General features: G+C 66.6%; 24 protein-coding genes. 6 read left to right on the forward strand and 18 right to left on the reverse strand.

The genetic code is table 11. The annotated features are described in order from the left end of the window. Positions 1-8: 8 nt before the first annotated feature. The 3 genes from ACODS0_RS06545 to ACODS0_RS06555 all read right to left on the reverse strand — a co-directional run bounded on the left by ACODS0_RS06545 (position 9) and on the right by ACODS0_RS06555 (position 2,193). A complete protein-coding gene (locus tag ACODS0_RS06545) occupies positions 9-521 on the reverse strand; it encodes a DUF1993 domain-containing protein (RefSeq protein ID WP_055395783.1) in 513 nt (170 codons plus the stop codon). A 101-nt stretch (positions 522-622) separates the two neighbouring features. Then, complete coding sequence (locus ACODS0_RS06550) at positions 623-862, reverse strand: hypothetical protein (protein ID WP_055395781.1); 240 nt, start codon at positions 860-862, stop codon at positions 623-625. A gap of 62 nt (positions 863-924) precedes the next feature. Beyond that, a complete protein-coding gene (locus ACODS0_RS06555) occupies positions 925-2,193 on the reverse strand; it encodes an MFS transporter (RefSeq protein WP_487261535.1) in 1,269 nt (422 codons plus the stop codon). A gap of 65 nt (positions 2,194-2,258) precedes the next feature. On the opposite strand from ACODS0_RS06555, the gene ACODS0_RS06560 reads away from it, so the two are divergent. The 3 genes from ACODS0_RS06560 to ACODS0_RS06570 all read left to right on the forward strand — a co-directional run bounded on the left by ACODS0_RS06560 (position 2,259) and on the right by ACODS0_RS06570 (position 5,746). Beyond that, positions 2,259-3,248 carry an AraC family transcriptional regulator gene (locus ACODS0_RS06560; RefSeq protein WP_488833719.1) on the forward strand — a complete coding sequence of 330 codons (990 nt, stop codon included), beginning with the start codon at positions 2,259-2,261 and terminating at the stop codon, positions 3,246-3,248. Positions 3,249-3,419: 171 nt separating this feature from the next. Next, a complete protein-coding gene (locus tag ACODS0_RS06565; RefSeq protein WP_488833721.1) occupies positions 3,420-4,739 on the forward strand; it encodes a hypothetical protein in 1,320 nt (439 codons plus the stop codon). Between the two features lie 368 nt (positions 4,740-5,107). Then, positions 5,108-5,746 carry a flavin reductase family protein gene (locus ACODS0_RS06570; protein WP_488833724.1) on the forward strand — a complete coding sequence of 213 codons (639 nt, stop codon included), beginning with the start codon at positions 5,108-5,110 and terminating at the stop codon, positions 5,744-5,746. Positions 5,747-5,759: 13 nt separating this feature from the next. Here ACODS0_RS06570 and ACODS0_RS06575 read toward each other — a convergent pair whose 3' ends face one another. Continuing rightward, positions 5,760-6,164 (reverse strand): tautomerase family protein, encoded by a 405-nt coding sequence (locus ACODS0_RS06575; protein ID WP_488833726.1) that lies wholly within the window; start codon positions 6,162-6,164, stop codon positions 5,760-5,762. 167 nt (positions 6,165-6,331) lie between these two features. Between ACODS0_RS06575 and ACODS0_RS06580 the strand changes: the two genes are divergently transcribed. Beyond that, complete coding sequence (locus ACODS0_RS06580; RefSeq protein ID WP_487255906.1) at positions 6,332-7,273, forward strand: LysR substrate-binding domain-containing protein; 942 nt, start codon at positions 6,332-6,334, stop codon at positions 7,271-7,273. A gap of 57 nt (positions 7,274-7,330) precedes the next feature. Here ACODS0_RS06580 and ACODS0_RS06585 read toward each other — a convergent pair whose 3' ends face one another. From ACODS0_RS06585 to mnmG, 14 genes are all read right to left on the reverse strand, one after another. Further along, complete coding sequence (locus ACODS0_RS06585) at positions 7,331-8,494, reverse strand: alpha/beta fold hydrolase (protein WP_488833730.1); 1,164 nt, start codon at positions 8,492-8,494, stop codon at positions 7,331-7,333. Between the two features lie 142 nt (positions 8,495-8,636). Then, positions 8,637-9,599, reverse strand: coding sequence for a hypothetical protein (locus tag ACODS0_RS06590; RefSeq protein ID WP_121508009.1), 963 nt, complete (start codon positions 9,597-9,599; stop codon positions 8,637-8,639). A gap of 192 nt (positions 9,600-9,791) precedes the next feature. Next, on the reverse strand, positions 9,792-10,409 hold the full coding sequence (gene lpoB / locus ACODS0_RS06595) for a penicillin-binding protein activator LpoB (RefSeq protein ID WP_218135467.1): 618 nt from the start codon (positions 10,407-10,409) through the stop codon (positions 9,792-9,794). 42 nt (positions 10,410-10,451) lie between these two features. Further along, positions 10,452-10,865: a YcfL family putative periplasmic lipoprotein gene (locus ACODS0_RS06600; protein WP_488833733.1), complete on the reverse strand. Its 414-nt coding sequence runs from the start codon at positions 10,863-10,865 to the stop codon at positions 10,452-10,454. A 35-nt stretch (positions 10,866-10,900) separates the two neighbouring features. Then, the gene (locus ACODS0_RS06605; RefSeq protein WP_055395761.1) at positions 10,901-12,427 is read right to left on the reverse strand and encodes a COG3014 family protein; all 1,527 of its coding nucleotides are present in this window, start codon (positions 12,425-12,427) and stop codon (positions 10,901-10,903) included. 327 nt (positions 12,428-12,754) lie between these two features. Further along, the gene (locus ACODS0_RS06610) at positions 12,755-13,498 is read right to left on the reverse strand and encodes a class I SAM-dependent methyltransferase (RefSeq protein ID WP_488833736.1); all 744 of its coding nucleotides are present in this window, start codon (positions 13,496-13,498) and stop codon (positions 12,755-12,757) included. Positions 13,499-13,504: 6 nt separating this feature from the next. Continuing rightward, positions 13,505-14,860, reverse strand: coding sequence for a hypothetical protein (locus ACODS0_RS06615; RefSeq protein WP_488833739.1), 1,356 nt, complete (start codon positions 14,858-14,860; stop codon positions 13,505-13,507). A gap of 237 nt (positions 14,861-15,097) precedes the next feature. After that, positions 15,098-16,015, reverse strand: a complete 918-nt coding sequence (locus ACODS0_RS06620) for a ParB/RepB/Spo0J family partition protein (RefSeq protein ID WP_010465109.1) — start codon at positions 16,013-16,015, stop codon at positions 15,098-15,100. Positions 16,016-16,053: 38 nt separating this feature from the next. Next, positions 16,054-16,350 (reverse strand): cupin domain-containing protein, encoded by a 297-nt coding sequence (locus ACODS0_RS06625; RefSeq protein ID WP_488833741.1) that lies wholly within the window; start codon positions 16,348-16,350, stop codon positions 16,054-16,056. Between the two features lie 70 nt (positions 16,351-16,420). Then, positions 16,421-16,963: an RBBP9/YdeN family alpha/beta hydrolase gene (locus ACODS0_RS06630; protein ID WP_431151414.1), complete on the reverse strand. Its 543-nt coding sequence runs from the start codon at positions 16,961-16,963 to the stop codon at positions 16,421-16,423. Between the two features lie 34 nt (positions 16,964-16,997). Then, positions 16,998-17,810 (reverse strand): ParA family protein, encoded by an 813-nt coding sequence (locus ACODS0_RS06635; RefSeq protein WP_121421778.1) that lies wholly within the window; start codon positions 17,808-17,810, stop codon positions 16,998-17,000. A gap of 42 nt (positions 17,811-17,852) precedes the next feature. Further along, a complete protein-coding gene (locus ACODS0_RS06640) occupies positions 17,853-18,467 on the reverse strand; it encodes a LysE family transporter (protein WP_488833745.1) in 615 nt (204 codons plus the stop codon). 108 nt (positions 18,468-18,575) lie between these two features. After that, positions 18,576-19,253, reverse strand: coding sequence for a 16S rRNA (guanine(527)-N(7))-methyltransferase RsmG (gene rsmG, locus ACODS0_RS06645; RefSeq protein WP_488833747.1), 678 nt, complete (start codon positions 19,251-19,253; stop codon positions 18,576-18,578). Next, positions 19,250-21,229, reverse strand: a complete 1,980-nt coding sequence (mnmG, locus tag ACODS0_RS06650; protein ID WP_488833749.1) for a tRNA uridine-5-carboxymethylaminomethyl(34) synthesis enzyme MnmG — start codon at positions 21,227-21,229, stop codon at positions 19,250-19,252. The genes rsmG and mnmG overlap by 4 nt, the downstream gene beginning before the upstream one ends. A 150-nt stretch (positions 21,230-21,379) precedes the next feature. On the opposite strand from mnmG, the gene ACODS0_RS06655 reads away from it, so the two are divergent. Continuing rightward, positions 21,380-21,979, forward strand: coding sequence for a Crp/Fnr family transcriptional regulator (locus ACODS0_RS06655; RefSeq protein ID WP_488833751.1), 600 nt, complete (start codon positions 21,380-21,382; stop codon positions 21,977-21,979). Positions 21,980-22,032: 53 nt separating this feature from the next. Next, entirely contained in the window at positions 22,033-22,560 is a 528-nt protein-coding gene (locus ACODS0_RS06660; RefSeq protein WP_488833753.1) for an anthrone oxygenase family protein, read from the forward strand. Positions 22,561-22,621 lie beyond the last annotated feature (61 nt).

A 22,621-nucleotide genomic window follows, 5' to 3' on the forward strand; every position in this document is an offset into this window, starting at 1 on the left:
GGCCCTGATCAGTACTTGCCCATGTAGTCGCGTTTGCCCAGCTCCACGCCGTTGTGCCGCGCAATGGCGTAGGTTGCGTTCACATGGAAGAAGAACTGCGGCAGGCCGTAGTGCAGCAGGTAGTGCTCGCCGACGAACTGTTTTTCGCGCGGCGTGCCGGGCTGGATGGTGATCTGGCGCGTGGCGGCATCGGCAAACGCAGCCTCTGGCAGGCCTTCGACAAACGTGAGCACGGTGTCGATGCGTTCATTCAGATCGGCGAAACCGGGACGCTCGGCGTCGGGGAAGGACGGCACCTCCACCCCGGCCAAGCGTGCGGCCACGCCCTTGGCAAAGTCGCAGGCAATCAGCACCTGGCGCGCCATGGGGAACATGTCGGGGAACAGCCGGGCCTGCAGCAGTGCATCCGGCTCGATCTTGCGCGCCGTGGCATGGGCCTCGGTCTTGGCCAGCACGTCTTTCAGGGAGCCCAGCATCTGGCGAAAGACGGGGATGCTGGCGTTGTAGATGGGGTGGGTCATGGGGTGTCCTGGAAATGGTGTGAGGCAGCAGCAGGGGCCACTTGTTGCCCCATCGCCGGGCCGCATTGCAACACACCCCACCCAGGCTTGCAGCTGAAAGGTCAAGCAGGCCGCGACTGGGCCAGTGCAATGGCCGCCTGGATCGCTGCGCGGGCCTGGGGGCTGTTCTTCCAGCAGGTGGAGCCCACCATGGCCGAGGCCGTGGAAACAATGTCCAGGGCATTGGCCTTGCCCAGATGCGCCAGCGATTCAAAGCCCATCTGTTCAAGCCGGGCGACGACGGTCGGCCCCACGCCCTTCACGTTGAGCAAGGCGCGGCGTTCTTCGAGGGGAAATGGCATGGTCTGAGTATGCAGGAGACAGGCCAACCCGGCGGGCGTGCCCGTCAAACGTCCGGCGTCCTTCAGACCGCCGTCGCCAGGGGCCTGGCAGCCCGTGCCGCAACCCCCACCCCCACCAGCGCCGCCGACACCACACTCAGCGCAAGCGTGAAGGCCGAGCCGTAGAAGATGCCCGAGGTCATGCCGTGGTCCAGCATCGCACCAAACACCGGGGCGGCCAGGCAAAAGCCCAGGTCCAGGCCCGAATACACGGTGCCATACACCCGGCCCGTGGCTCCGGGCGGCGCAGCGCGCTTGATGAGCATGTCGCGCGAGGGGCCCGCCAGGCCCGTACCCAGGCCAGCGACCGAAGCCACGGCCACCGCCGCCATGCCGGGCAGGAAGCCCATGCCCACCACCACCAGCAGCGCCGCCGAACCCAGCAGGCACACCGAGATGATCTTCTCCAGCCGCTGCACACGCCCCACCAGGAACCCACCCACCAGCATGCCTGCCGCGCCACACAGCATGTAGCCGGTGACCACCATGGCCGTGATGCTCAGCGGCAGGCCGTACATGGACTGCAGCGCGGGGCTGGCGAAACTCTGGATGGCGCTCAGCGCGCAGGTGCTCCAGAAGAAGAACGAGAAACACAGCCACACCGAGGGCAGCTTGAGGAAGGCCATGGGGTGCTCGGGCTTCGCCGCCCCTGCCCCGCCCTTGGCCTGGTGCGCCCAGGCGCCCTGGCGGTCGTCCAGCGCATCGCGGTTCCAGACCATGATGGCCAGCACCACCAGGGCGAACAGCCCACCGCACAGGCAGGCCGTGCGCCACGAGCCCGTGGCCGTGGCAATGCCCGCCATGAACACGGGCGCCGTGGCCCAGCCCAGGTTGCCGCTGATGCCGTGCACCGAAAAGCCATGCCCCAGGCGCTGCGGCGACACGCGTTTGTTCAGGATCGTGAAGTCCACCGGGTGGAACGGCGCATTGCCCAGACCGGCCAGCGCGGCCGCCAGCAACAGGCCCCAGTAGCCCTGCGCCGTGCCCGCCGCCAGGCCCGCTGCTGCAAAACTCGACAGCGCAAAAAACATCACCGGCCGCGCGCCCACGCGGTCCACGATGAAGCCCGACAGCGCCTGGCCCACGCCCGAGATCACAAAAAACACCGACACCAGCAGGCCGAGCTCGGAATAGCTGAAGCCAAACTCGCCGATCAGCCACGGGAACAGCGGCGGCAGCAGCATGTGGAAGAAATGCGAGCTGCCATGGGCCAGGCCAACGAGGCCGATGGTGCGGGCGTCCTGCCGCAAGGGCACGGGGTTGGCGGTGGCGCCAGAGGATGAAGCGGTCATGGGCTTGATCTTAGGCACGCAGGCTTCGGCAGGTTTACGATAGGCGGCCAACTTCTATCGCAAACATGCCAAACCCCGCCGCCGCACCCGCCCCATCCCCCGAGCCGGTGGTGGAGCACTTTGCCGCCCAGGTTGTGCCCCGTCCAAAAAGCGGGAGCTCGCGCGGAGCGGGGCGCGGGATGTCGTACGTGGGCTCGCTCACGCCCGAGCTGTTTGTGCCTACCCCCGCCCGCCCGGTGCGCGCCAAGCTGCGCTGGCTGGCAGCCGACACCCAGGTGATGCCCCACAGCCACCCCTGGGCGCAGGTGGCGATCTCCACCACGGGCGTGATCCGGCTCACGGTGAACCACGGCACCTACATCGTTCCGCCGTCGCGCGCGCTCTGGATTCCACCCGGCGTGGAACATGCCGTGACCATGGTGGAAGACGCCGACCTGCGCACGCTGTATTTCCACCAGCCGCGCGGCCGGTGCGGCCCGGGCGCCCTGGGAGCCGATGGCGCGGCCCCTGGCCCGGGCGGCGAAGACGATTCGGCCGCCTGGCGCCAATGCCGCGTGCTGGAGGTGTCCGACCTGCTGCGCTCGCTGGTGCGCGAGATGCCCACCACGCCCGACGGCGGCCCCGCCCTCACGCCCGCCCAGCGGCTGCGCGAGCAGCACCTGAGCGCCCTCATCCGCGATGAACTGGCCCGCGCCGCCGCCGTGAAGCTGGGCGTGGACCTGCCCCAGGACAAGCGTCTGCGCCACCTGTGCGAGGCCGTGCTGGCCGACCCCACGCGCCATGAAACACTGGCCGACTGGGCGCAGGACACCGGCGCCAGCCCGCGCACCGTGGCACGGCTGTTCCGTTCCGAACTGGGCAGCACCTTCACCCAGTGGCGCCAGCAGGTCATCCTGGCCAAGGCCGTGTCGCTGGCTGCCGGGCGCATGCCCATGGGCCAGATCGCCGCCGAGCTGGGCTACAGCCCCAGCGCGTTCAGCGCGATGGTGCGCAAGTCGGTGGGGCAGCCACCGGGGCGGTTTCTGGGGCAGCAACACCCGGCGCCCATGCAATAGGGGCTGTGCAAGGCTGCACCACCGGCCTACGCGCGCGTGAAAGGGCTCAAAACGGCGCGCTCCTGACGCGCCAACGGCGTCTTGTCCTTCGAACTTGTCGCTGCCCGCCTACGTTTGGAAACATGTGTTGCGCCCACAGTGAGTTCATCCCTAGCACCAGGTTTGAACCCCATGACAAAACAGATTCGCCACCATGTGGCAGCCCTTTTCCTGCTTCTTCCCATCGCCAGCGCACTGATGGTCGTTCCAGGTACGGTCATGGCGCAGCCCGCCGCCCCTGAATTGCGATCACTGCAGGTTGCGACAGACGACGGTCTGCGGGCCGGCGCCGACCTGCAGTTCACGGTAGAAGGCACACCGCGGGGCAAGGTTCAGCTCCGTGTGGCTGGCGTGCCTCGCGCCATCGTGCTGCAGGAAACCGAACGGGGCGTATACACCGGCAGCTACACAGTCCGCCGCCAGGACCGGCTCAACGAAGGCAGCTCCGTGCGCGCCACGCTGAAGGTGCGCAACCGCACCATCACCAGCAATTACTCGCTTCCGGCCAACATTGGTGACCGGAACGTGGTGGCCGCACCGCCACCCGGACTGAAGATCGACCGTTTCTCGGTCGCCCCCATTGACAAGATGGAGCCCGGCGCCGAATTGCGCTTTACGCTGAACGGCGCGCCCGGAGGCCGGGCGGATTTCGACATTCCCGGTGTCATCGACAACGTGCCGATGCGTGAGGTATCGCCCGGCGTGTATGAGGGCGCGTACACCATCCGCCGCATGGACAACCTGGCGCCGTCGCGCCCCACGGTCGCCACCTTGCGTGTCGGGGACCGCACGGTTTCGTCGACCCTGACCCAGCCTTTGATCGCCGATGCCAAGCCGCCGGTGATTCGCCACGTGTCGCCGCGCGACGGGGAAACGGTCCCGCGCAGTGCGGCCACTTCGGTGTCCGGCACGTTTGATGACGTCGGTGGTGTGGGTGTAGACCCCAAGAGCGTTCGCATCGTGATCGCGGGTCGCGATGTCACGTCCGCCTCGCAGGTCACGCCGCAGTTTTTCACCTACCGCGCTGACCTGCCCACCGGCCGGTATCCGGTCGAAGTGACCGCCCGGGACCTGGTGGGCAACGGCATGCGCCAGAACTGGACCTTCAACATCGCTTCGCAAGTGAACGCCGCGCCCACCACGGTGCAGCTGCAGGTGACCAGCCACGCCAACCATGCCACAGTGGACAGAGGCGCCGTGGTCGTGCGCGCCCGCACCGTGCCTGGCGCGGTGGTGGATGTCAAGGTGAATGCGGTCGGCACGCTCGTCGGTGCGTTTGGCCTGAACCAGGAATTGCTGTCGCAGCGTGTGCAGGCAGATGGCAACGGTGACTTCTCGTTCAGCTTCACATCGCAAATACCGCTACCCGGCACCCGCTATGAAGTGACGATGAACGCCGAAAGGGGCGGCATGGCCCCGACAGAGACTCAGCTGGTGCTGTTCCAGAAATAAGACGCTGCCGGCACCTCGGCGGTGACCCGAAATCGCCGACTACCCATGGACCCCTCGCGGGTCCATTTTTTTGGGCGGAGCCTTTGCGGCCTGCCACCCGGGCATGGGGGCGGCTGATAGCCCTGGCCTTCGGTCTTACGTGTTGATCACCGCCAAAGCCACTGCGCCAGTGGGCGCCACCCCTTTTGATAGAAATAGCCCCCTAACGCTTGACCATAAGGCGCTTTTAGCTATTACTTCAGTAGCATCTTTGAAATCCCGGTGACTGCCTCCCGCAGAAGCCGGAGGTAATGTACGACCCGGAGACTGCGCGGTGAAAGGAACACCCGCTGCAGCGTGCACATCCCCATCCACCTCACTGCACCCCCATGACCACCGCCCCACCCCGCCGCGATGACATCCACAGCTACGAGCCCCGCCTGGGCCACGGGCTGCCACACGACCCGTTCAATGCCATCGTGGGGCCGCGCCCCATTGGCTGGATCTCCACGCAGAACGCGCAGGGCGCCACCAACCTGGCGCCCTACAGCTTTTTCAACGCCTTCAACTACGTGCCGCCCATCGTGGGCTTTGCCAGCATCGGCTTCAAAGACACGGTGCGCAACGTGCAGGAGGCGGGCGAATTCGTGTGGAACCTGGCCACGCGCGGTTTGGCCGACGTGATGAACCAAAGCTGCGCCGCTGTGCCGCCCGAGGTCAGCGAGTTCGCGCTGACGGGCCTCACCCCCCTTCCCTCCACTTTGGTCGCACCGCCGCGCGTGGCCGAAAGTCCGGTCACCTTTGAATGCCGCAGCACGCAGATCCTGCAGCTGCAAGGCGTGGACGGCGCCCCGGTGGACACCTGGCTGGTGCTGGGCGAGGTGGTGGCCGTGCACATCGACAAGACGCTGCTCAAGGACGGGGTGTACGACACGGCGAACGCAGGCCATATCCTGCGCGGCGGGGGCCCGGCCGATTACTTCACCGTGGGGCCGGAGCAGCTATTCAGGATGTTCCGGCCCCGGTAGCGGGCGCCACAGCTCAGGCTGCGGCCTTGTTCTGCACCAGGTCCATCGCAAACCGGCCATGGCCCACGGACCAGTCCGAATAGTCGTTCTCGTGCATGAAGATGAACACGTCGGCCGGGGCCACGCCCGCCGCGGCCTGCAGGTTGCGCGCGATGGCGGCATAGAGGGCACGCTTCATCGCGTCGCTGCGCCCGCGCCGCAGCGTGATCTCGACCACCACCACGCGGTCGGAGCGCGCCACGCCGTTGAAGGTGGGGCTGCAGGCAAATTCGCCGGGGGCGTAGCCAGCCACCAGGTTGAACAGCTCGTCCGGCGGCATGCCGATGGCGCCCACCAGGGCCTGGTGAATGCCTTGCACGATGGCATCGCGCGTGGCGGCGGGGGTGTCCTGCGGAACGTTGGTGCGGATAAAGGGCATCGGTTTTCCTATGTTCATTCAAATCAAATAAAGACATTCAAACCAGCGCTTGCCAATTTGCAAGCATTTCAAGCAGCCATCGCTTGAAATTCCATCCATTTTTGCTATCAATTTCTTGACTGAAAAGCGATGATTTGGCTGAATTTATGTGCTCTAAAATCACATAGATGAGCCACCGCCTGCCCCCACTGAGTGCCCTGCGAGCGTTCGAGGCCGCCGCCCGGCTGGGCCGCATGACGGCGGCCGCGGACGAGTTGGCAGTCACGCCCGGCGCCATCAGCCGCCAGGTGCGCCAGCTGGAGCAGCACCTGGGCGTGGCCCTGTTTGACGGCACCAAGGCCCGCCCTACCCTCACCCCGGCAGCGCATGTGCTGCAGCCGGTGCTGACCACCGCCTTTGCCCACATCGCCGATGCGGTGCGCGAGGTCAGCGACACCCGCCGGGGGCCGCTGGACGTGGCCTGCTTCAGCACCTTCACCGTGAAGTGGCTGATCCCCCGGCTGTTCGACTTCCAGGCCCGGCACCCGGGCATCGAGGTGCGCCTGCGCACCACCGACGCTGGCACCGATGCCAAGCGCCAACACGGCGATCTGGTCATCACCGCCGAGGAGGCCACCGGAGCGCTGGATGCCAGCAGGGAGCAACGGCTGTTTGCCGAACACCTGGGCCCGGTGCTGAGCCCCGAACTGGCGCAGCGGGTGGCGCTGCAGCAACCCACCGACCTGGCGGACCTTGCCCTGGCGCCCCTGCGCCTGCACACCCGCACGCGGCGCAATGCCTGGGCCATGTGGGGGGCAGCGGCGGGCGCTACCGTGCCGCTGCCCACGCCTTCACAGGCGGGGCCCGAGTTCGAGCACTACTACTTCACGCTGGAGGCCGCCGTGCGCGGGCTGGGCATTGCCGTCGCCCCCTGGCATCTGGTGATGGACGACGTGTTGGCGGGGCGGCTGGTGGCCCCGCTGGGTTTTGTGGCCTCCGGCTATGACTACGTGGTGCGCCGCCGCACCAGCGGCCCCCTGCCCCGGCTGGATGTGTTCTGTGCCTGGCTGCAGGCGCAGGCCCTTGCCAATCCCGTCCCTCCCGGGCCGCAAGGGCCACCGTCGGGCTGAGGGTCGTTTTTTTTACCGCATCGGCAGCAGCGGAGCTGGCTGCGGTGCGATCCTGGCTCAGGGAACGCCCACTGATGGCAACAGCATCAGGGGCCGGTCCAGCAGCGGCGCGCACAGCCCTGAGGCCGGGTTGCGCGCCCATTGCTCGATCCAGGCCCAGACCAGCTGCACGCCGTCTGTGAGCGGCCCCGCACCGCGCTGCAAGCCGTGGTTGGCGCCGTCCAGGCGGCGCGCGCAATAGGGCACGGTGCGCAAGGAGGCCAGCTCTGCAAAACGCTCATAGGCCGCAAGGGGCACCAGCGCATCGTCGCCACCCCACACCTGCAGCAACGGCCAGGGGCTTCGCACCAGCGGCAGGGTCAAGGACCAGTTCCACAGGTCGCGCCAGTAGCCCATGCTGCGGCCCTGCGCTACGGCGCTGTCGGGGCGGCGTCCAGCCACCATGCGGCCCAGTTCCTCCCAGTCGGCTTGCGCCCCCAGGCGCTGGGCTTGCAGGGCTCCTGCCTCCTGCGGATCAAGGCCACTGGAAGCCAGCACCACCAGGCCCGCGAGTTGCGGAACCTCGGGTGCCAGGGCGGGCAGCAGTTCGGCGCCTTCGGAGATGCCCACCAGCAGTTGCGGCAGCGCGGGTGCGCCTTCGCGCGCGCGTTGCTGCGCATCTGCCACCAACGCCGCACGGGCGTGGGCCAGCCAGCTGGAGAGGCGGTCTTGCTGCACGAAATCGCGTGCGCAGTCTGCGGGCGCCGTGCGCGCCTGCGGGTCCACGCCGGGCTTGTGCAACACCAGCACCTGGGCATGCAGCAGGCCGGCAAAGTAGCGGTCGGCAATCGGCCCCATGCCCGCGCAGCCGGAGCCGGGGATGACGATCACGCGGTAGCGCAGCGAGGCGGTGCGCTCGCTGCGCGTAAGGGCCAGGAGCGTGGCGCCATCAGCGCCTGGCAAGGGCCGCAGTACAAAGCGCTCCGCAGGGGGTGGCGTCTGGGTGGCTGCAGGAGCCTCCTGTGCATTGGCCTGTGCAGGCGCCGTGGGCGTCTCTGTGGAAGCCTCTGGCCCGTACACATTCACCAGCGATTCAGACGCTGCCGCCGCATAGAACGGCGGGGGCGAGGCGCAGCCACCCAGCACCACGGCAATGGCCGTGGCGACGAAAAACGCCAGCACCGGGTTGGCCAGGGGCCGCAAAGGTGCAGTAGAAGCAGAAAGGTGTTTTACGTTGAGCACAGGCCACAGTCTGGCATGACTGCGACCACCCCGGGCGCTGCACCTGCTACGGGTGGCCGCCCAGCGCGAGATGCCGAGCAAGGGGCTGCAGCCCCCGGCGGTCGGTACCGAGCGGCAGCGCCTCTGGGGGTTGCCGCCCCTGCTACTTCAAGATGAGGACTTGCTCAGGCTGCTGGGGCTGCGGCATGGGCATGGGCTGGCCGCCCTGTTGGTAGACCACGGGCGGGCGCACGCCGCGCGACAGGTTGGCGTCGGTGTAGCCCAGCTGCATGGCGAGCTGCTGGTACACGTCCTGCGCGAGCGACAGCGAGGTTTCGCGCATCACCTTGGCGCGGTTGGGGGGGGCGATGTCACCACGGATCGACAAAATCTTGGTGTCGTTGCCTTCGCCCTGGGCAGAGAACGCGGCCTTGATCTCGTAGGTCTTGGTGTTGATGAGCGAGAAGTCGGCCAGGAGCTGCAGGCCGTACTGGCGCGTGGCGCTGGTGGTGCCTTGCAGGGGCGAGAGCGCGTCGGTGAAGTCGATGCTGGAGACCACGCCGAACAGCACGTAGTCGGCGCCGTTGAACTCGCCCTTCTTGATGCGGCTGATCACGTCGTTGACCTGGGGCTGAACCTGCGGCGTGGCCATCTTGCCGCCCTGCACCTGGTTGAGCACCTGCTCGGCCTTGCTCGGCTGGGGCTTGCCTGCGTCAAAGCCCTTGCCCTGGATCAGGCGGAAGTACGTGCCCTGCAGGATGGCGCCCTTGATGTCGTTGGTGTAGCCGCCCAGCTCGCGCTGCTCGATGTAGCTGTAGCGCCCGGCCACGTAGGTGCCGCTGGCCTGCTCGGACGCCTGCATCGAGTGGCTGCCCGAGTGCGAGCCGCCACCGCCATAGGGGCCGTGGCTGTAACCACCGCTGTGGCTGCCGCCTGCGCTCATCTGGCTGCTGCGCTGGTAGGTACCGGCCACAAAGTATTCGGACACGCGCTGGGCATAGGCCAGGTCGGTCACGGCGATCTTGGGGGCCGCGCCCGGCTGCTGCGCCTGGGCGCCCGTGCCCCAGGCCATGGTGGTGGCGGCGATCACGGCCAGGGCCGTGTGCAAAGTGGTTCTGCGTTGCATGGTGTGCTCCTTGTGAGCTAACGGGAATTCATGAATCCATCGAGCGATGTGGCCTTAGCGCCCACATCCTTCGAAACTGGCGCGGCCCAGGCCAGCGGCCGCCGCGCAAGGGCCGCCCCGCCGCGCTGGCGGCGTCCCCCTTCCCGCGCGCAGCGCGAGAGAAAGGGGAAAGCGGCGCAGCCGCTCAGGGGGTTACCTCTTACTCGTCTTCCGGATTTCCTTTTCGTCCTGCCACTCGATCGTGCCTTCCTGCACATCAAACAGCTTGAGCGTGAACTTGTAGTACACGTCCTTGGTCGCGTTGTTCTGCTTGACGATGCTGGTCAGCTCGCCTTCCATGCTGTACTTGGCGGCCGTCATCTGGCCGACCTTGGCGGTGGTGCCTTGCTTGTACAGGCCGCTCTGGTTCTGGCGCTGCAGCTCGTCCACACCGGCCTGCATCTCGTTGATGGAGCGCACAAAACGCACCTTGCCCGACTTGACCAGCGAGGTCTGGATCGAGTTCATCACGTTGGTGGTGTCGATGTATTCGCTGGTCTTGTTCTTCACGGTGGAGATCGTCACCGTGGGGCGGCCCTGGAAGATGCCGGTTTCGAGCAAACCGCCGGTCATCTTCTCGGCAATCATCTGCAGGTCGGTGGAGCCGAATTCGTTGGTCACCAGCTCGACGGCCTTGGCATCGCCGTAGTTGACCTGGCGGTCAAAACGCACGGTGGGCGACGACAGGTTCTGGCAGGCCGACAGGGCCAGGGTGCTGGCCGCAAAGGCCAGGACCAGCGCGCTGCGCTGGATGCGGTTCTTGGTGTTCATGTTGGTTTACTCCTCACTCAAACAGGGATTGGCGCGGCGCGATCAGCGCGGCTCCACATTCATTTCCAGGCGCAGGTCCACGGCAGCGCTGGTGGGCGCCACGCTCTTGACGGTCTGCTGGCCCAGGCCCAGCACGCTCATCTGCTTCCAGGACTCGCCATCGCCCACCTGGTTGCCCACGTTGTCCAGCCACTTGAAGCGGTAGAACACGGTGCGGTCGGTGCGGCCCATGTTGGCCATGTCGGCCTGCACCACCAGGATGTCGTTCTTGCGCACGATGCGCATCTCGCGCACGGCGATGTTGTTGGCTTCGCCACGCAGGGCGACCTTGGACGCCACGGCCAGCGGGGTGGCCGGGTCGTGCAGCTGGGCGCGGGCAGCGGTGGCCAGGGTCATCGCGAGGACCGCGCACGCAACGGCGGGTGCGGCGGCGGCAAGGGCAAAACGGGTTCTCATGCCAGAGGCTCCTTGAAAATGGGACATGTTCGGTTTCAGTTCTTGGCGGCAGGCGTGGCCGAGGTGGACTTGACCGCCGACTTGGGCACCGAGCGCGTGCGGGTGGTGGTGGTCGTCGTCGTGCGCACGGTGGTGGCAGGCTCTGCGGCGGGCTGCGGTGCCGCCGCCACTGTGGGCAGCTGCCCCAGCATGGCCACGTCGCCGGTCAGCACGCTGTTTTCATACATGCGCAGGGGCACCAGGGCGTACTGGCCGTCGATCTTGATGGGCTGGGGCAGCTGGCGGCCGTTCACGCTCACCACATGCTCGCCGGGCGGCAGGTAGCCACGGGCCACATACACGCGGCCGGGCAGCATGCGCCACATGCGGTCGTCGGCCTGCTCGGTGGCCACCGAGGCGGCCGCGCCGATGATGCCGCCGATGAGGCCGCCGCGCTTTTGCAGTTCGTTCTGCAGCACGCCCTTGGCCACGGCGCGGGTGAAGCCACGCAGCACCATGCCGGGCATTTCGTCCTTGAGCGCGCGGCGCGCCATCACGTTCACGTCCACCACTTTTTCCAGTTTGAGGTCGGTGCCAGCAGCGGAGATGGTGGTCAGCAGTGGATCGGAAGACGGCTCGATCACGGGGTAGGAGATGCTGGCCGTGACCAAACCACGGCCCGTGGGCACGGGAATGGTGAAGGCCTTGGGCTTGCGCGCCGGGGCGTCACCGGCTTCGACGATGAAGAGCACGTCGGTCATGCGCTGGCGGCGCTTCCAGGTGAAGCCCGTGCGCGTGTCCAGGCCGCGCAGGCCTTCTTCGAGCACGCCGGTTTCGGGCTTGAGCTCGATGGCCTTGCGGTAGCCGGGCGCGGCCAGGCCGGGCTCGTTGAGCATTTCGTACAGAAAACCGGCCAGGTAGTGCGAAAGCGCGTTCTGGTAGCCGTTCTTGAGCGCCAGCACTTCGGGATCGTTCAGCGTCTCGACGGGGTAGCCGTTGAGTTCCTTGCCGCCAGAGGTGGCGCCCTTGGACTTTGCTTCTTCTTCAGCGGCCAGGGTTTCCTTGGCGCGGAACTCGGCAATGATGGCTTCGCGTTCGTGCGTGCGCTTGATGTCCACACGGGCGTTTTCAAAGTCGCCCACGGCCATGCGGTTGAGCGCCAGGCGCGTGGTCACCCACACCTTTTCATAGTCCTGGCCCTCGTAGACCTTCAGGCGTTCGCTGATCAGCGCAGCGCCCACGGTGCCCATGAGTTTGCTGGGGTTGGTCTTGGCGGTTTCTTCCCATTCCTTGACCTTGTTGTCGGCCAGCAGGAAGGCGTTGGTGCTGTCGGGGTAGCGGCGGTCCATGCGCAGCAACTCGCCGCGTTCCATGTTGTAGAGCAGCGCGGTTTTTTCTTCTTCGGTCTTGGCCGTGCTTTCGAGCTGGGCGATGGCTGCGGGAATGCCGCCGCTGCGGCCGGCATTCTGCATGTCGGTCGCCAGCTTGTCATGGCTCTGCATGGTGGCGCAGCCCGTGAGGGCGGCGCTCAGGGCCAGCACCCACAGAAGGCGCGGGCGGAAACGGGATGGATGGGCGGTCATGAATGCTCCTTGCAGATCGGTCGGTGGTGCACCAGAAAACCCCGGCCATGTCCACGCGCAAGACGGCACCGCACTACAGGCACACCCGTCAGAGTGGTGCGCCGTAGAGGCTGGTGGGGCCTGCAGGATGGGAGGTCCGGACAAGGAAGGTGCTGGCGGCCGGTGCGCCCCCTCCCGGCGCGTTCACGTGCTGCTGGCAGCCCCCTCTGGCTGTGAGTTTCTTGGTAGTTTTGTATGGGGTTGTAGCCAGGGACGCAATGTAGCAAAAGCTTGTATCTTTTCTGTAACCGTGGCGAACGGCTCAAATCGCAATCCAACAGTGCCATTTCATGCCTCGACACGGTTCAGGGGCATGCGGTACAGCCACACCACGCGGCCACCGGGCGCACGCAGCTGTGCACAGGGCAGAACGCCGGGTACCGCAAATTCCAGGCTCACCAGCCATGCCCCGGTTGCCAGCTCGGCCTGGGCCTTGGCGGCGGCGCGGGCCATGCTTTCGGGCCGTTGGAACAGATAGACCATGCGGTAGGGGCTCCAGTCCTCGGCCCACATGTCGGCGCGCCGCACCTTGGCCCAGGGGCACCGCAGGGCGCACAGCAGGCGCAGGGGCCAGCTCCATTCGATGCCCTCCAGCTGTGCGGCCGGGTAGGCGTGGCGCAGCGCCTTGAGGCCATCGCCCACGCCGCTGCCCGCATCCAGCACGCGGGCACCCAGCGGCAGCGGAGCCTGCGAGGCCAGCGACTGCAGCGCATGGTGGGGCGTGGGAAACAGCGGCGCATCGCGCCAAGCGTTCAGGGGGTATACCAGCAGCAGCAGCGCCAGCGGCACCAGCCACGCCCAGGTCGGCAGGCTGGCCGCACCCAGCAGCGCCAGCGACAGCGGAAAGCCCGCCGCAATCAGCCCGCGTCGCCACCAGCTGTCGCCCAGGACACTGGCCGCCGTCCCCAGCAGGCAGGCGACCAGCAAGGCAGCCACGGGGGGAACCGCGCGCTGGAGTGCCACAAAAATCAGCCACGCGCACGCCCACGCGACCAGCGCGGGCAGCGGCCAGGGCATGCGCAGGGCCAACATGGATTCTTAACGGCCCAAAATGCCGCGCAGCAGGTTGACGGGGTTCACCACGTTGCCCGCGTTGCCGGATTCCGCACCGCCGTCGCCAGCGGGCTGCTGGCCGGTCGGCGCACCGCCCATGCCGCTCGAATAGGCACCGCCCGAAGCGGCCGGCGGAGCAGCCCCCATGCCCCCGCGCCGCCCCTGCATCTCTTCGCCCAGCATGGCCATGGTGTGTGATTTCACACGCACGCGCACGGCCCACTCGGGCTCCCACGCGGCCTTGGGGTCCGCCGGGCGCGGGGGGTGCACGATGTGGCTTTCGCCGCCATAGGCCATCATGCGCAGCATGGGCGTGGCGTCACGCCCGCCGCCCGCAAAGATGCCCTGCGGAATGGCGCACTGCGTGGTTTCTGGCTGCAGCAGCACACGCTCCTTGAGCCAGCGGTCGATGGTGGCGGGCGACAGGTAGTCGAACAGGCCCATGCCCGTGTCGGGCGTCTCGGCGCTGGACCACATGATGAGGTCGTCCCCGCTCTGCGACATGGCGTGCAGGTAGTAGGCGCGCGCATTGCGCACGGGCTGCCAGCTGGTGCCCATGCTGTCCTGCGGCTTGCCGGTGGTGCGCAGGTCGATGGCGGGCATGAGGTCTTGTGCCGCACCCAGCGTGAACTTCATGGACGCAGGCACACCGTCGCCGCGCACCTGGTGTTCGCCCACCAGCGAGCTGTCCCGCGACAGGCTCACCTGGTTGCGTTCGTTGGGGTACAGCGCATAGGCCGGGCCCACGCGCGGCCCCCGGTCGGGCACGGCGCGGCCGGCAAAGGCCTGTGCGTAGTCGGTCGGCTTGGCGCGCGCCAGATCGATGACGCGCGGCTGGCCCGCACGCACCGTGGCGCCGCAGCCCCAGTACAGCAGGATGCGGCCCTTGGGCTGGTGCTGCTGGTATTCCTGCGGCACCTCGCCCGGCTCGGTCTGGGTGGGCTGGGCACGGGGCGGGATCAGCGGAAGGGATTCGCCCATGCGCATACCAGGCGGTATGGCCTGGCTGGCTTCGACGCCGGGGCGCAGGGTGTTGTGCAAGGCGATGTCGATCACACGCGGCGGCATGATGGACATGGCGCGGGCGTGGCCATAGGACGTGTTACCACCACCCGCCCTGCCCTGCGCGCCACCGCCCATCCCCCCCATCAGGCCGCCGAGCATGCCGCCGCCACCGGGCAGGCTGTCCATCTCAGGCATGCCCGCCATGGTGCCGGTGGAGACATCCATCCACAGCTGGACTTTGGGGGCTTTGGTGGTTTGGGCCTGGGCGGCCAGGCTGGCGATGCACAGGCCAACGGCCAGGCAGGCGGGGGTCAGGATGAAGCGCAAAGAGGTCATGGGGGTCTGCTCCAGGAGATACATGGATCACCCGGCAAACCATCGTGGGCCACAGGGCGGCACTTTCGCCGCCCTGTGAAGAGGCCTTGCGGTCAACCCGGGTGTGTTGAACGCAGCGCAGTGTAGGCCCCGCACAGACGCATTTTGCCTGCGCAAGTTACCTGTGGAAACCGTTTGTGTGCGCTATTTCACGCATGTTTGCGCGGCGGCAGCGCCGCGCCCCGGACCAGCGGTCGATCAGCCGCGCAGGCGGTCGATCAAGCCATTCAAAGCTTCGAGCGAGCCGAACTGAATCGCCAGCTCGCCCATGTCCTCCACCCGGCCATGGCGCTTCACGCGCTTTTTCACGCGCACCTCGACCTCGGCCATGAGCAGGTCCGAGAGTTCTTCTTCCACGCGCTTCAAGTCGCGCGACTTTTCCTTCTGGGGCTTTTGCGGCACCAGGCTGAACTCGGCACCGATCTTCTTGACCAGCGCTTCGGCCTCGCGCACGGACAGCTTCTTGGCCGCGATCTGGTTGCCCGCGGTGATCTGGGCTGCGCGGTCCAGCGACAGCAGCGCGCGCGCATGGCCCATGTCGATGTCGCCCGCCATCAGCATGGTCTGCACGGGCTCGGCCAGGTTCAACAGGCGCAGCAGGTTGCTGGCCGCGCTGCGCGAGCGGCCCACGGCCTGCGCGGCCAGTTCGTGCGTGAGGCCAAACTCCTTGACCAGTCGCTGCAGGCCATGGGCTTCTTCCAGCGGGTTGAGGTCTTCGCGCTGGATGTTCTCGATGAGCGCCATGGCCGCCGCCGACTCGTCGGGCACGTCGCGCACCAGCACCGGCACCTCGGCCAGGCCCGCCAGGCGAGAGGCGCGGAACCGCCGCTCGCCCGCGATGATTTCGTACTTGCCGGCGTTGTCGCCACCCGTGAGGCGCCGCACCAGGATGGGCTGCATGATGCCCTGGGCCTTGATGCTTTCGGCCAGCTCGTACAACGCACCCTCGTCCATGCGCGTGCGGGGCTGGTACACGCCGGGCACCAGTTCGGAGAGCGGCAGGCTGCTGGGCAGCCCGGCTTCGGCCGCCTGGGCCTGCTCCACTTTTTCTTCGACCTTGGGGCCCAGCAGGGCTTCCAGGCCACGGCCGAGGCCCTTGGGTTTTTTGGTGACCATGAAATGCTTCTCGCGAAAAGGAATGGGGGAAAGAGTCTTCAGCGGTCGATGATGACCAGCGTGCCATGGCTGCCGGGCGCGACGGCGTGGGGCACCCCCGCGGGCACGATGAACACCTCGCCCGCATTCACCTCGGTGACCTGCCCTTGCAGGGCGAGGCGCATGCAGCCGTCGAGCACCAGCAGCGCCTCGTCAAAGTCGTGCGACTCGTCGGGGTAGGCGGCGTCGTCCATGCGCAGCACCTTGACGTTGGCGCCTGCCGCCTGGCCCACGACCGTGGAGTTCCAGGCGCGGGGCAGTTGGTCGGCGATGGCGGACATGTTGATTTTGGTCATGGATCGGTTCACTGAGAAATTCGGTAGCTGACGGCTACACGGCGCACCACGCGCCACAAGGCCCAGCGGCTCATGCCGGGTTGGCCAGCTGCATCAGCCAGCCGTGCCCCTCGTCCCAATCGCCCAGGCCCGATTCGGCATTGATGTGGCCGCGCTCGCCGTAGTCGATGAAGCGAGCGCCCCAAGCCTGCGCCAAACCCTCAGCACGCTCCAGGCTGCAATACGGATCATTGCGGCTGCCCACCAGCAGCGCCGGGAACGGCAGGGGCTTGCGTGCAATGGGCGCCCAGCCGTGGATCTGCGCGGCCAGATCGGGCCGCTCCACATCGCCCGGTGCCACCAGCAACGCACCCAATACGCGGTGCGCGTTGGCCGAATGCGCAGCCCACCACGCGGTGAGAACGCAGCCCAGGCTGTGCGCCACCAGCACCACGGGGCCGTCGGCATCGACCACGGTCTCTTCCAGGCGCGCCGACCAGTCACCGCGCAGCGGGCGCATCCAGTCGTGCTGCTCCACGCGCTGGTAGCCGTGCACAGCCTCCCAGCGGCTTTGCCAGTGGTCGGGGCCAGAGTTCTGCCAGCCGGGCAGCAACAGGATGTTGGACGCCTTCATTACTATCAATTTAATAGCTGTTAGCGCTTTTCCATCAAGCGCCAGGTGCCATTTTTGCCATGGAAGATGCAGCAGCAGGCATGTTTTTCACGCGGTCCACCATCTCTTGCGCAAACTCGACGAAGGCCTGGCTGCCCTTGGCCGCCGGGTCAAACACCACGCCGGGCAAGCCGTAGCTGGGTGCTTCGGCCAGGCGCACGTTGCGCGGGATCACGCTGTTGAACACCTTCTCGCCAAAGTGGCCCTTGAGCTGGTCGCTGACCTGCTGCTGCAGGGTGATGCGCGGGTCGAACATCACGCGCAGCAGGCCGATGATCTGCAGGTCGGCATTGAGGTTGGCGTGCACCTGCTTGATGGTGTTGACCAGGTCGGTCAGCCCTTCGAGCGCGAAGTACTCGCACTGCATGGGCACAATCACGCCATGGGCGCTGCACAGGCCGTTGAGCGTGAGCATGGAGAGCGACGGCGGGCAGTCGATGAGCACGAAATCGAAGTCGGTATCGGCCTCGGCCAGCGCGGCCTTGAGGCGCTTTTCGCGGTGCTCCAGCGCCACCAGCTCCACCTCGGCGCCCGCCAGTTCGCGGTTGGCGCCCAGCACCCAGTAACCACATTTTTCCGACAGCACGGCTGCCTCTTTGACCGAGGCGGATTCGAGCAGCACGTCGTACACCGTGAGGTCGAGGCTGCGCTTGTCCACGCCCGAGCCCATGGTGGCGTTGCCCTGCGGGTCCAGGTCCACCATCAACACGCGCTGGCCGATCTTGGCCAGACCCGCAGCAAGGTTGACGGTGGTGGTGGTCTTGCCAACGCCACCCTTTTGGTTGGCAACGCAGAAAATTTTGGCCATGTGGGTGTTGCAGTCCGAGTTGTTGTTGTCGTTGTCGTTGTTTTATTTGGAGATGGCGAGCTTGATGCCAAAGCCGATCAGAAAGACGCCCGCCACCTTCTCCAGCACGCGGCCGATGCGCGGGTTGGCGCGCATGCGCTCGGCCAGGTGGTGCGTGAGCAGCACGGCGACCAGCCCGTAGATAAACGTCAGCACCGCCACCGTCGCCGCCATCACGCCAAAGGTCAGCAAGCCCTGGTGCCGGGCCGGGTCCACAAACAGAGGGAAGAACGCCATGTAAAACACGATGGCCTTGGGGTTGAGCAAGGTGATCAGGCCGGCCTGTTTGAAGTAGTGGCGCGGCTGGATGTTGAGGATGGGTTGTGCGCCGCGTTTGGCCGTCAGCATCTTGAAGCCCAGCCAAGCAAGGTAGGCCGCGCCCAACCACTGCACTGCATTGAACGCTGTGGGGTACGTGGCCAGCAGCGCCGCCACACCGGCCACCGCGGCCCACATCAACACCTGGTCACCCGCGATCACCCCCATCGTGGCCGCCAGGCCGCCCCGCACGCCCCCCTTGCTGGTGGAGGTGATGAGCGCCAGATTGCCGGGACCCGGAATGAGCAGGAACAACACAATGGCGGCGACAAAGGCGCCGTAGTCTGCGATGCCGAACATGATCTCTCCCGGTGTGCTGAACGGGTGCGCAGATGGATGCACCCGAAGTGAGGTGCCGAGTTTACGCGACCACCCCGCCCCGGCCGCTGACAAGATAGCGGCCGACGGTCAGACCGGCTTCATCCAGATGATGCAGCGCTCGGCGTCGAGGCCTGGGACAGTGAGCTGTTCCACGTGAAACACCGACACATCGGTGGGCAGGGCCGTAATTTCATCCTCGGGGTGCTTGCCCTTCATGGCCAGCCAGACCCCGTGCGGCGCTACCAATGCAGCCCGCGACCAGGTCACAAAATCGGGTAGCGAGGCAAAGGCGCGGCAGCTGATGATGTCAAAGGGGGTCGTCAGCGTCTCGACCCGTGCGTGCACGCCATGCAGGTTGCGCAGCTTGAGGGCCACCGCCGCCTGCTGGATGAACGCAGCCTTTTTGCCCACGGTGTCTACGCAGCTCACATCCACATCCGGGCAGCAGATGGCAAACACCACACCGGGCAAACCTCCGCCCGAGCCGACGTCTAGCAAGCGCACAGCGTGGTGGCCCTCCCCTGCAAGCACAGCAACATGGCGGAGCAGCGGCGGCACAGCGGCCAAGCTGTCCAGCAGATGGTGCGTCATCATCTCCTGCGGATCGCGCACCGAGGTCAGGTTGTAGACCTTGTTCCACTTCTGCAGCAGGGCCAGAAAATCCATCAACAGGGTAATCTGGGCGTCGGTCAGACCCAGGGCCAAGGCATCGGCCCCTGCCTGCAGCTGTTGGCGCAAGCTGTCGTTTGTCACTGCCATCGTCATGCCGCCACTTCCCCTTCTGCCTTGGCAGCCGCAGCCACCGCAAACTCCTTGAACCCGCCCTTCTTGAGATGCACCATCAGCAGCGAGATCGCCGCCGGTGTGATGCCCGTGATGCGCGAGGCGTGGCCCAGGGTTTCGGGCCGGTGGCGGCTGAGCACCTGGCGGGCTTCGATGCTCAGGGCGGTGACTTGCATGTAGTCCAGCTCGGCAGGCAGGCGCAGCTTTTCAAAGTGCGCGGCGCGCCCCACCTCATCTCGCTGCCGGTCGATGTAGCCCGAATACTTGGCGGCAATCTCTACCTGCTCCACCACGGGTTCGCTCAAATCGCCTAGCGTTTCACGTGAAACATCGTTGGTCGCGTATTTGCCACCATCCATGGACATCAGGTCGGTGTAGTTCACATCTGGGCGGCGCAGCAGTTCGAACAGGTTGTATTCATGCTCGATGCTCTTGCCCAGCACCCGCTCGGATTCGGCCGCAGGCAGGCTGCGCGGATTCACCCACGTGGCCTTTAGGCGTTCTGTTTCACGTGAAACAGCATCGCGCTTGCGGCTGAACGCATCCCAGCGGGCGTCATCCACCAGGCCCATTTTGCGACCGGCTTCCGTCAGGCGCATGTCCGCGTTGTCCTCGCGCAGTTGCAGGCGGAACTCGGCCCGGCTGGTGAACATGCGGTAGGGCTCGGTCACGCCCTTGGTGATCAGGTCGTCCACCAGCACGCCCAGATAGGCCTCGTCGCGGCCTGGCAGCCAGGGTGCGTCGCCCCGGCACTGCAGGGCGGCGTTGATGCCAGCGAACAGGCCCTGGGCCGCCGCCTCTTCATAACCCGTGGTGCCGTTGATCTGCCCTGCAAAGAACAGGCCCTGGATCTGCCGCGTCTCGAAGCTGCTCTTGAGCGAGCGTGGGTCAAAGTAGTCGTACTCAATGGCGTAGCCGGGGCGCAGGATGTGCGCGTTCTCCAGCCCCTTCATGCTGCGCACCAGCTCGTACTGGATGTCGAATGGCAGGCTGGTGCTGATACCGTTGGGGTAGAACTCGTGCGTGGTCAGCCCCTCGGGCTCCAGGAAGATCTGGTGGCTGTCCTTGTCGGCAAAGCGGTTGATCTTGTCTTCCACGCTCGGGCAGTAGCGCGGGCCCACGCCCTCGATCTTGCCGGTGAACATGGGGCTGCGGTCAAATCCGCTGCGGATGATCTCGTGCGTGCGTTCGTTGGTGTGCGTCACCCAGCAAGGCATCTGGCGCGGGTGCATTTCTGCGTTGCCCATGAAGCTGAACACGGGCACCGTGCCCTCGTTCACACCACCGGGCATGCCGTCGCCGGGCTGCTCGGTGCACTTCGAGAAGTCGATGCTGCGCCCATCCAGCCGGGGCGGCGTGCCGGTCTTCAGGCGACCCTGGGGCAGCTTCAGCTCCTTGAGGCGTGCCGACAGCGACACGGCAGGCGGGTCACCCGCCCTGCCCGCCGCGTAGTTGTTCAGCCCCACGTGGATCTTGCCGTCCAGGAACGTCCCGGCGGTGAGCACCACCGTGCGCGAGCGGAACCGGATACCCACCTGCGTGACGGCGCCCACCACGCGGTCGCCCTCCACCATCAAGTCGTCCACCGCCTGCTGGAACAACCATAGGTTGGGCTGGTTCTCCAGCATGCGGCGAATGGCCGCCTTGTACAGAATGCGGTCTGCCTGCGCCCGCGTGGCCCGCACCGCGGGGCCTTTGGAGCTGTTGAGGATGCGGAACTGGATGCCGCCCTCGTCCGTGGCCAAGGCCATCGCACCGCCCAGCGCATCCACCTCTTTCACCAGGTGGCCCTTGCCAATGCCGCCAATGCTGGGGTTGCAGCTCATCTGGCCCAGCGTCTCGATGTTGTGGGTCAGCAGCAGGGTTTTGCTGCCCATGCGCGCAGCGGCCAGCGCGGCCTCGGTGCCTGCATGGCCACCGCCGACAACGATCACATCAAATTCCTGGGGGTACAACATGGGGACACTCCGGGGCCCGGCGGGCCCGATAATCAAAACACCCGGTGCGCTAGGGTTCCCTGTCAAAGGCGCCGCATACCGGCCCTGCTGGTGGTGGGCGCACTTGGCGCCCCAGCAGGCAACCCGCGATTTTCCCACTTTGCGCAGACCGTGTCTGTTTCTACGCCCCTCACCCTCTTCCTGACCCAGGTGCTCGGCTCGCCACCGACAGCCGTAGAGACATGGTGGACCAGCGCTCAGTGCCTGCAACTGCAACGCGGCCAGCCCCTGCTGCGAGCCGGCGAGCAATGGCGGCACCTGTGGTGGGTGGAGCGCGGCGCCCTGCGGCTGTACTACCTGGACCGCGACGGGGCCGAGTCCAACAAAAACTTCTTTCTGGACGGCGCCCTGTGCTGGCCCATCACCCCCACACTGCGCCAGCAGCCGGTGATGTTTCACGTGGAACCGATGGAAGACAGCGCGGTGTGGGCGCTGCCCTTGCCCACCCATCCCAGTGACCCTCTGCCAAGCGTGGGCTGGGCACCGTGGACTGCGCTGGAGCACCGGGTGCTCTGCGCCCTGCTCGACGGCAAGATGCAGCGCGAGCAGGAGTTCTTGCAGCTCAGCGCCCGCCAGCGCTACGCCAGTTTGCTGGAGCAACACCCGCAATGGGCGGATCGCATCGCCCTCAAACACCTGGCCTCGTACCTGGGCGTGACCGATGTCTCTCTGTCGCGCCTGCGCAGCGAGATGGGGCTTATCAAAGGATAAGGCGCGGGGTGCGGGGCATCGGCAGACTGCGTGCATCGTTATACATGCCCGCCATGACCACCATCCCACGCCCCCACCACCCGCCGCCTGCCCTGCTCGTCCTCATCCCGCACGCCCTCGCCGTGTTGTGGCTCGGCCTCATGGCCGGGTTCTTCGGCACCTACAGCGCCAACGTCAACCTGGCCATGCTGCAAATGGACGGCGCCACCTACGCCACCGTGCAGTCCGCCTTCAACCACAACGTCCGACACGCCCTGTTCTTTGTGCTGTTCTTTGGCCCCCCGCTGTGGTGCGCGCTGGCCGTGGCTACGGCCTGGCGTGAACACCGCACGCTGTGGTGGCGTCTGCTGGCCGTGGTCGGCGTGGCCTACCTGCTGGGCATCGTGTTCTTCACCCAGCAGGTCAACCTGCCCCTGAACTACACCACCGAAGCCTGGAACCCCCAGGCCCTGCCCGCCGACTGGGCCAAAGTGCGTGACCAGTGGAATGCCGCCAACCTGTGGCGTGCGCTGCTCAGCCTGGGTTGCTTTGCCACAGCGCTGGGGACGCTGGTGGGGCGGCTTGCCGGTCGCGGCACATAGATCGCTACATCCGCCCCAAACACCGTGCAGCCACACCACGGAATAACCCTGCCCGGCCTGC

Source organism: Acidovorax sp. FG60 (assembly GCF_057808995.1).

Excerpts from the sequence above, each read along its gene's own strand:
- ACODS0_RS06545 (WP_055395783.1), bottom strand. The coding sequence starts at position 521 with ATGACCCACCCCATCTACAACGCCAGCATCCCCGTCTTTCGCCAGATG.
- ACODS0_RS06550 (WP_055395781.1), bottom strand. The coding sequence starts at position 862 with ATGCCATTTCCCCTCGAAGAACGCCGCGCCTTGCTCAACGTGAAGGGC.
- ACODS0_RS06555 (WP_487261535.1), bottom strand. The coding sequence starts at position 2,193 with ATGACCGCTTCATCCTCTGGCGCCACCGCCAACCCCGTGCCCTTGCGG.
- ACODS0_RS06560 (WP_488833719.1), top strand. The coding sequence starts at position 2,259 with ATGCCAAACCCCGCCGCCGCACCCGCCCCATCCCCCGAGCCGGTGGTG.
- ACODS0_RS06565 (WP_488833721.1), top strand. The coding sequence starts at position 3,420 with ATGACAAAACAGATTCGCCACCATGTGGCAGCCCTTTTCCTGCTTCTT.
- ACODS0_RS06570 (WP_488833724.1), top strand. The coding sequence starts at position 5,108 with ATGACCACCGCCCCACCCCGCCGCGATGACATCCACAGCTACGAGCCC.
- ACODS0_RS06575 (WP_488833726.1), bottom strand. The coding sequence starts at position 6,164 with ATGCCCTTTATCCGCACCAACGTTCCGCAGGACACCCCCGCCGCCACG.
- ACODS0_RS06580 (WP_487255906.1), top strand. The coding sequence starts at position 6,332 with ATGAGCCACCGCCTGCCCCCACTGAGTGCCCTGCGAGCGTTCGAGGCC.
- ACODS0_RS06590 (WP_121508009.1), bottom strand. The coding sequence starts at position 9,599 with ATGCAACGCAGAACCACTTTGCACACGGCCCTGGCCGTGATCGCCGCC.
- lpoB (WP_218135467.1), bottom strand. The coding sequence starts at position 10,409 with ATGAACACCAAGAACCGCATCCAGCGCAGCGCGCTGGTCCTGGCCTTT.
- ACODS0_RS06600 (WP_488833733.1), bottom strand. The coding sequence starts at position 10,865 with ATGAGAACCCGTTTTGCCCTTGCCGCCGCCGCACCCGCCGTTGCGTGC.
- ACODS0_RS06605 (WP_055395761.1), bottom strand. The coding sequence starts at position 12,427 with ATGACCGCCCATCCATCCCGTTTCCGCCCGCGCCTTCTGTGGGTGCTG.
- ACODS0_RS06610 (WP_488833736.1), bottom strand. The coding sequence starts at position 13,498 with ATGTTGGCCCTGCGCATGCCCTGGCCGCTGCCCGCGCTGGTCGCGTGG.
- ACODS0_RS06615 (WP_488833739.1), bottom strand. The coding sequence starts at position 14,860 with ATGACCTCTTTGCGCTTCATCCTGACCCCCGCCTGCCTGGCCGTTGGC.
- ACODS0_RS06620 (WP_010465109.1), bottom strand. The coding sequence starts at position 16,015 with ATGGTCACCAAAAAACCCAAGGGCCTCGGCCGTGGCCTGGAAGCCCTG.
- ACODS0_RS06625 (WP_488833741.1), bottom strand. The coding sequence starts at position 16,350 with ATGACCAAAATCAACATGTCCGCCATCGCCGACCAACTGCCCCGCGCC.
- ACODS0_RS06630 (WP_431151414.1), bottom strand. The coding sequence starts at position 16,963 with ATGAAGGCGTCCAACATCCTGTTGCTGCCCGGCTGGCAGAACTCTGGC.
- ACODS0_RS06635 (WP_121421778.1), bottom strand. The coding sequence starts at position 17,810 with ATGGCCAAAATTTTCTGCGTTGCCAACCAAAAGGGTGGCGTTGGCAAG.
- ACODS0_RS06640 (WP_488833745.1), bottom strand. The coding sequence starts at position 18,467 with ATGTTCGGCATCGCAGACTACGGCGCCTTTGTCGCCGCCATTGTGTTG.
- rsmG (WP_488833747.1), bottom strand. The coding sequence starts at position 19,253 with ATGACGATGGCAGTGACAAACGACAGCTTGCGCCAACAGCTGCAGGCA.
- mnmG (WP_488833749.1), bottom strand. The coding sequence starts at position 21,229 with ATGTTGTACCCCCAGGAATTTGATGTGATCGTTGTCGGCGGTGGCCAT.
- ACODS0_RS06660 (WP_488833753.1), top strand. The coding sequence starts at position 22,033 with ATGACCACCATCCCACGCCCCCACCACCCGCCGCCTGCCCTGCTCGTC.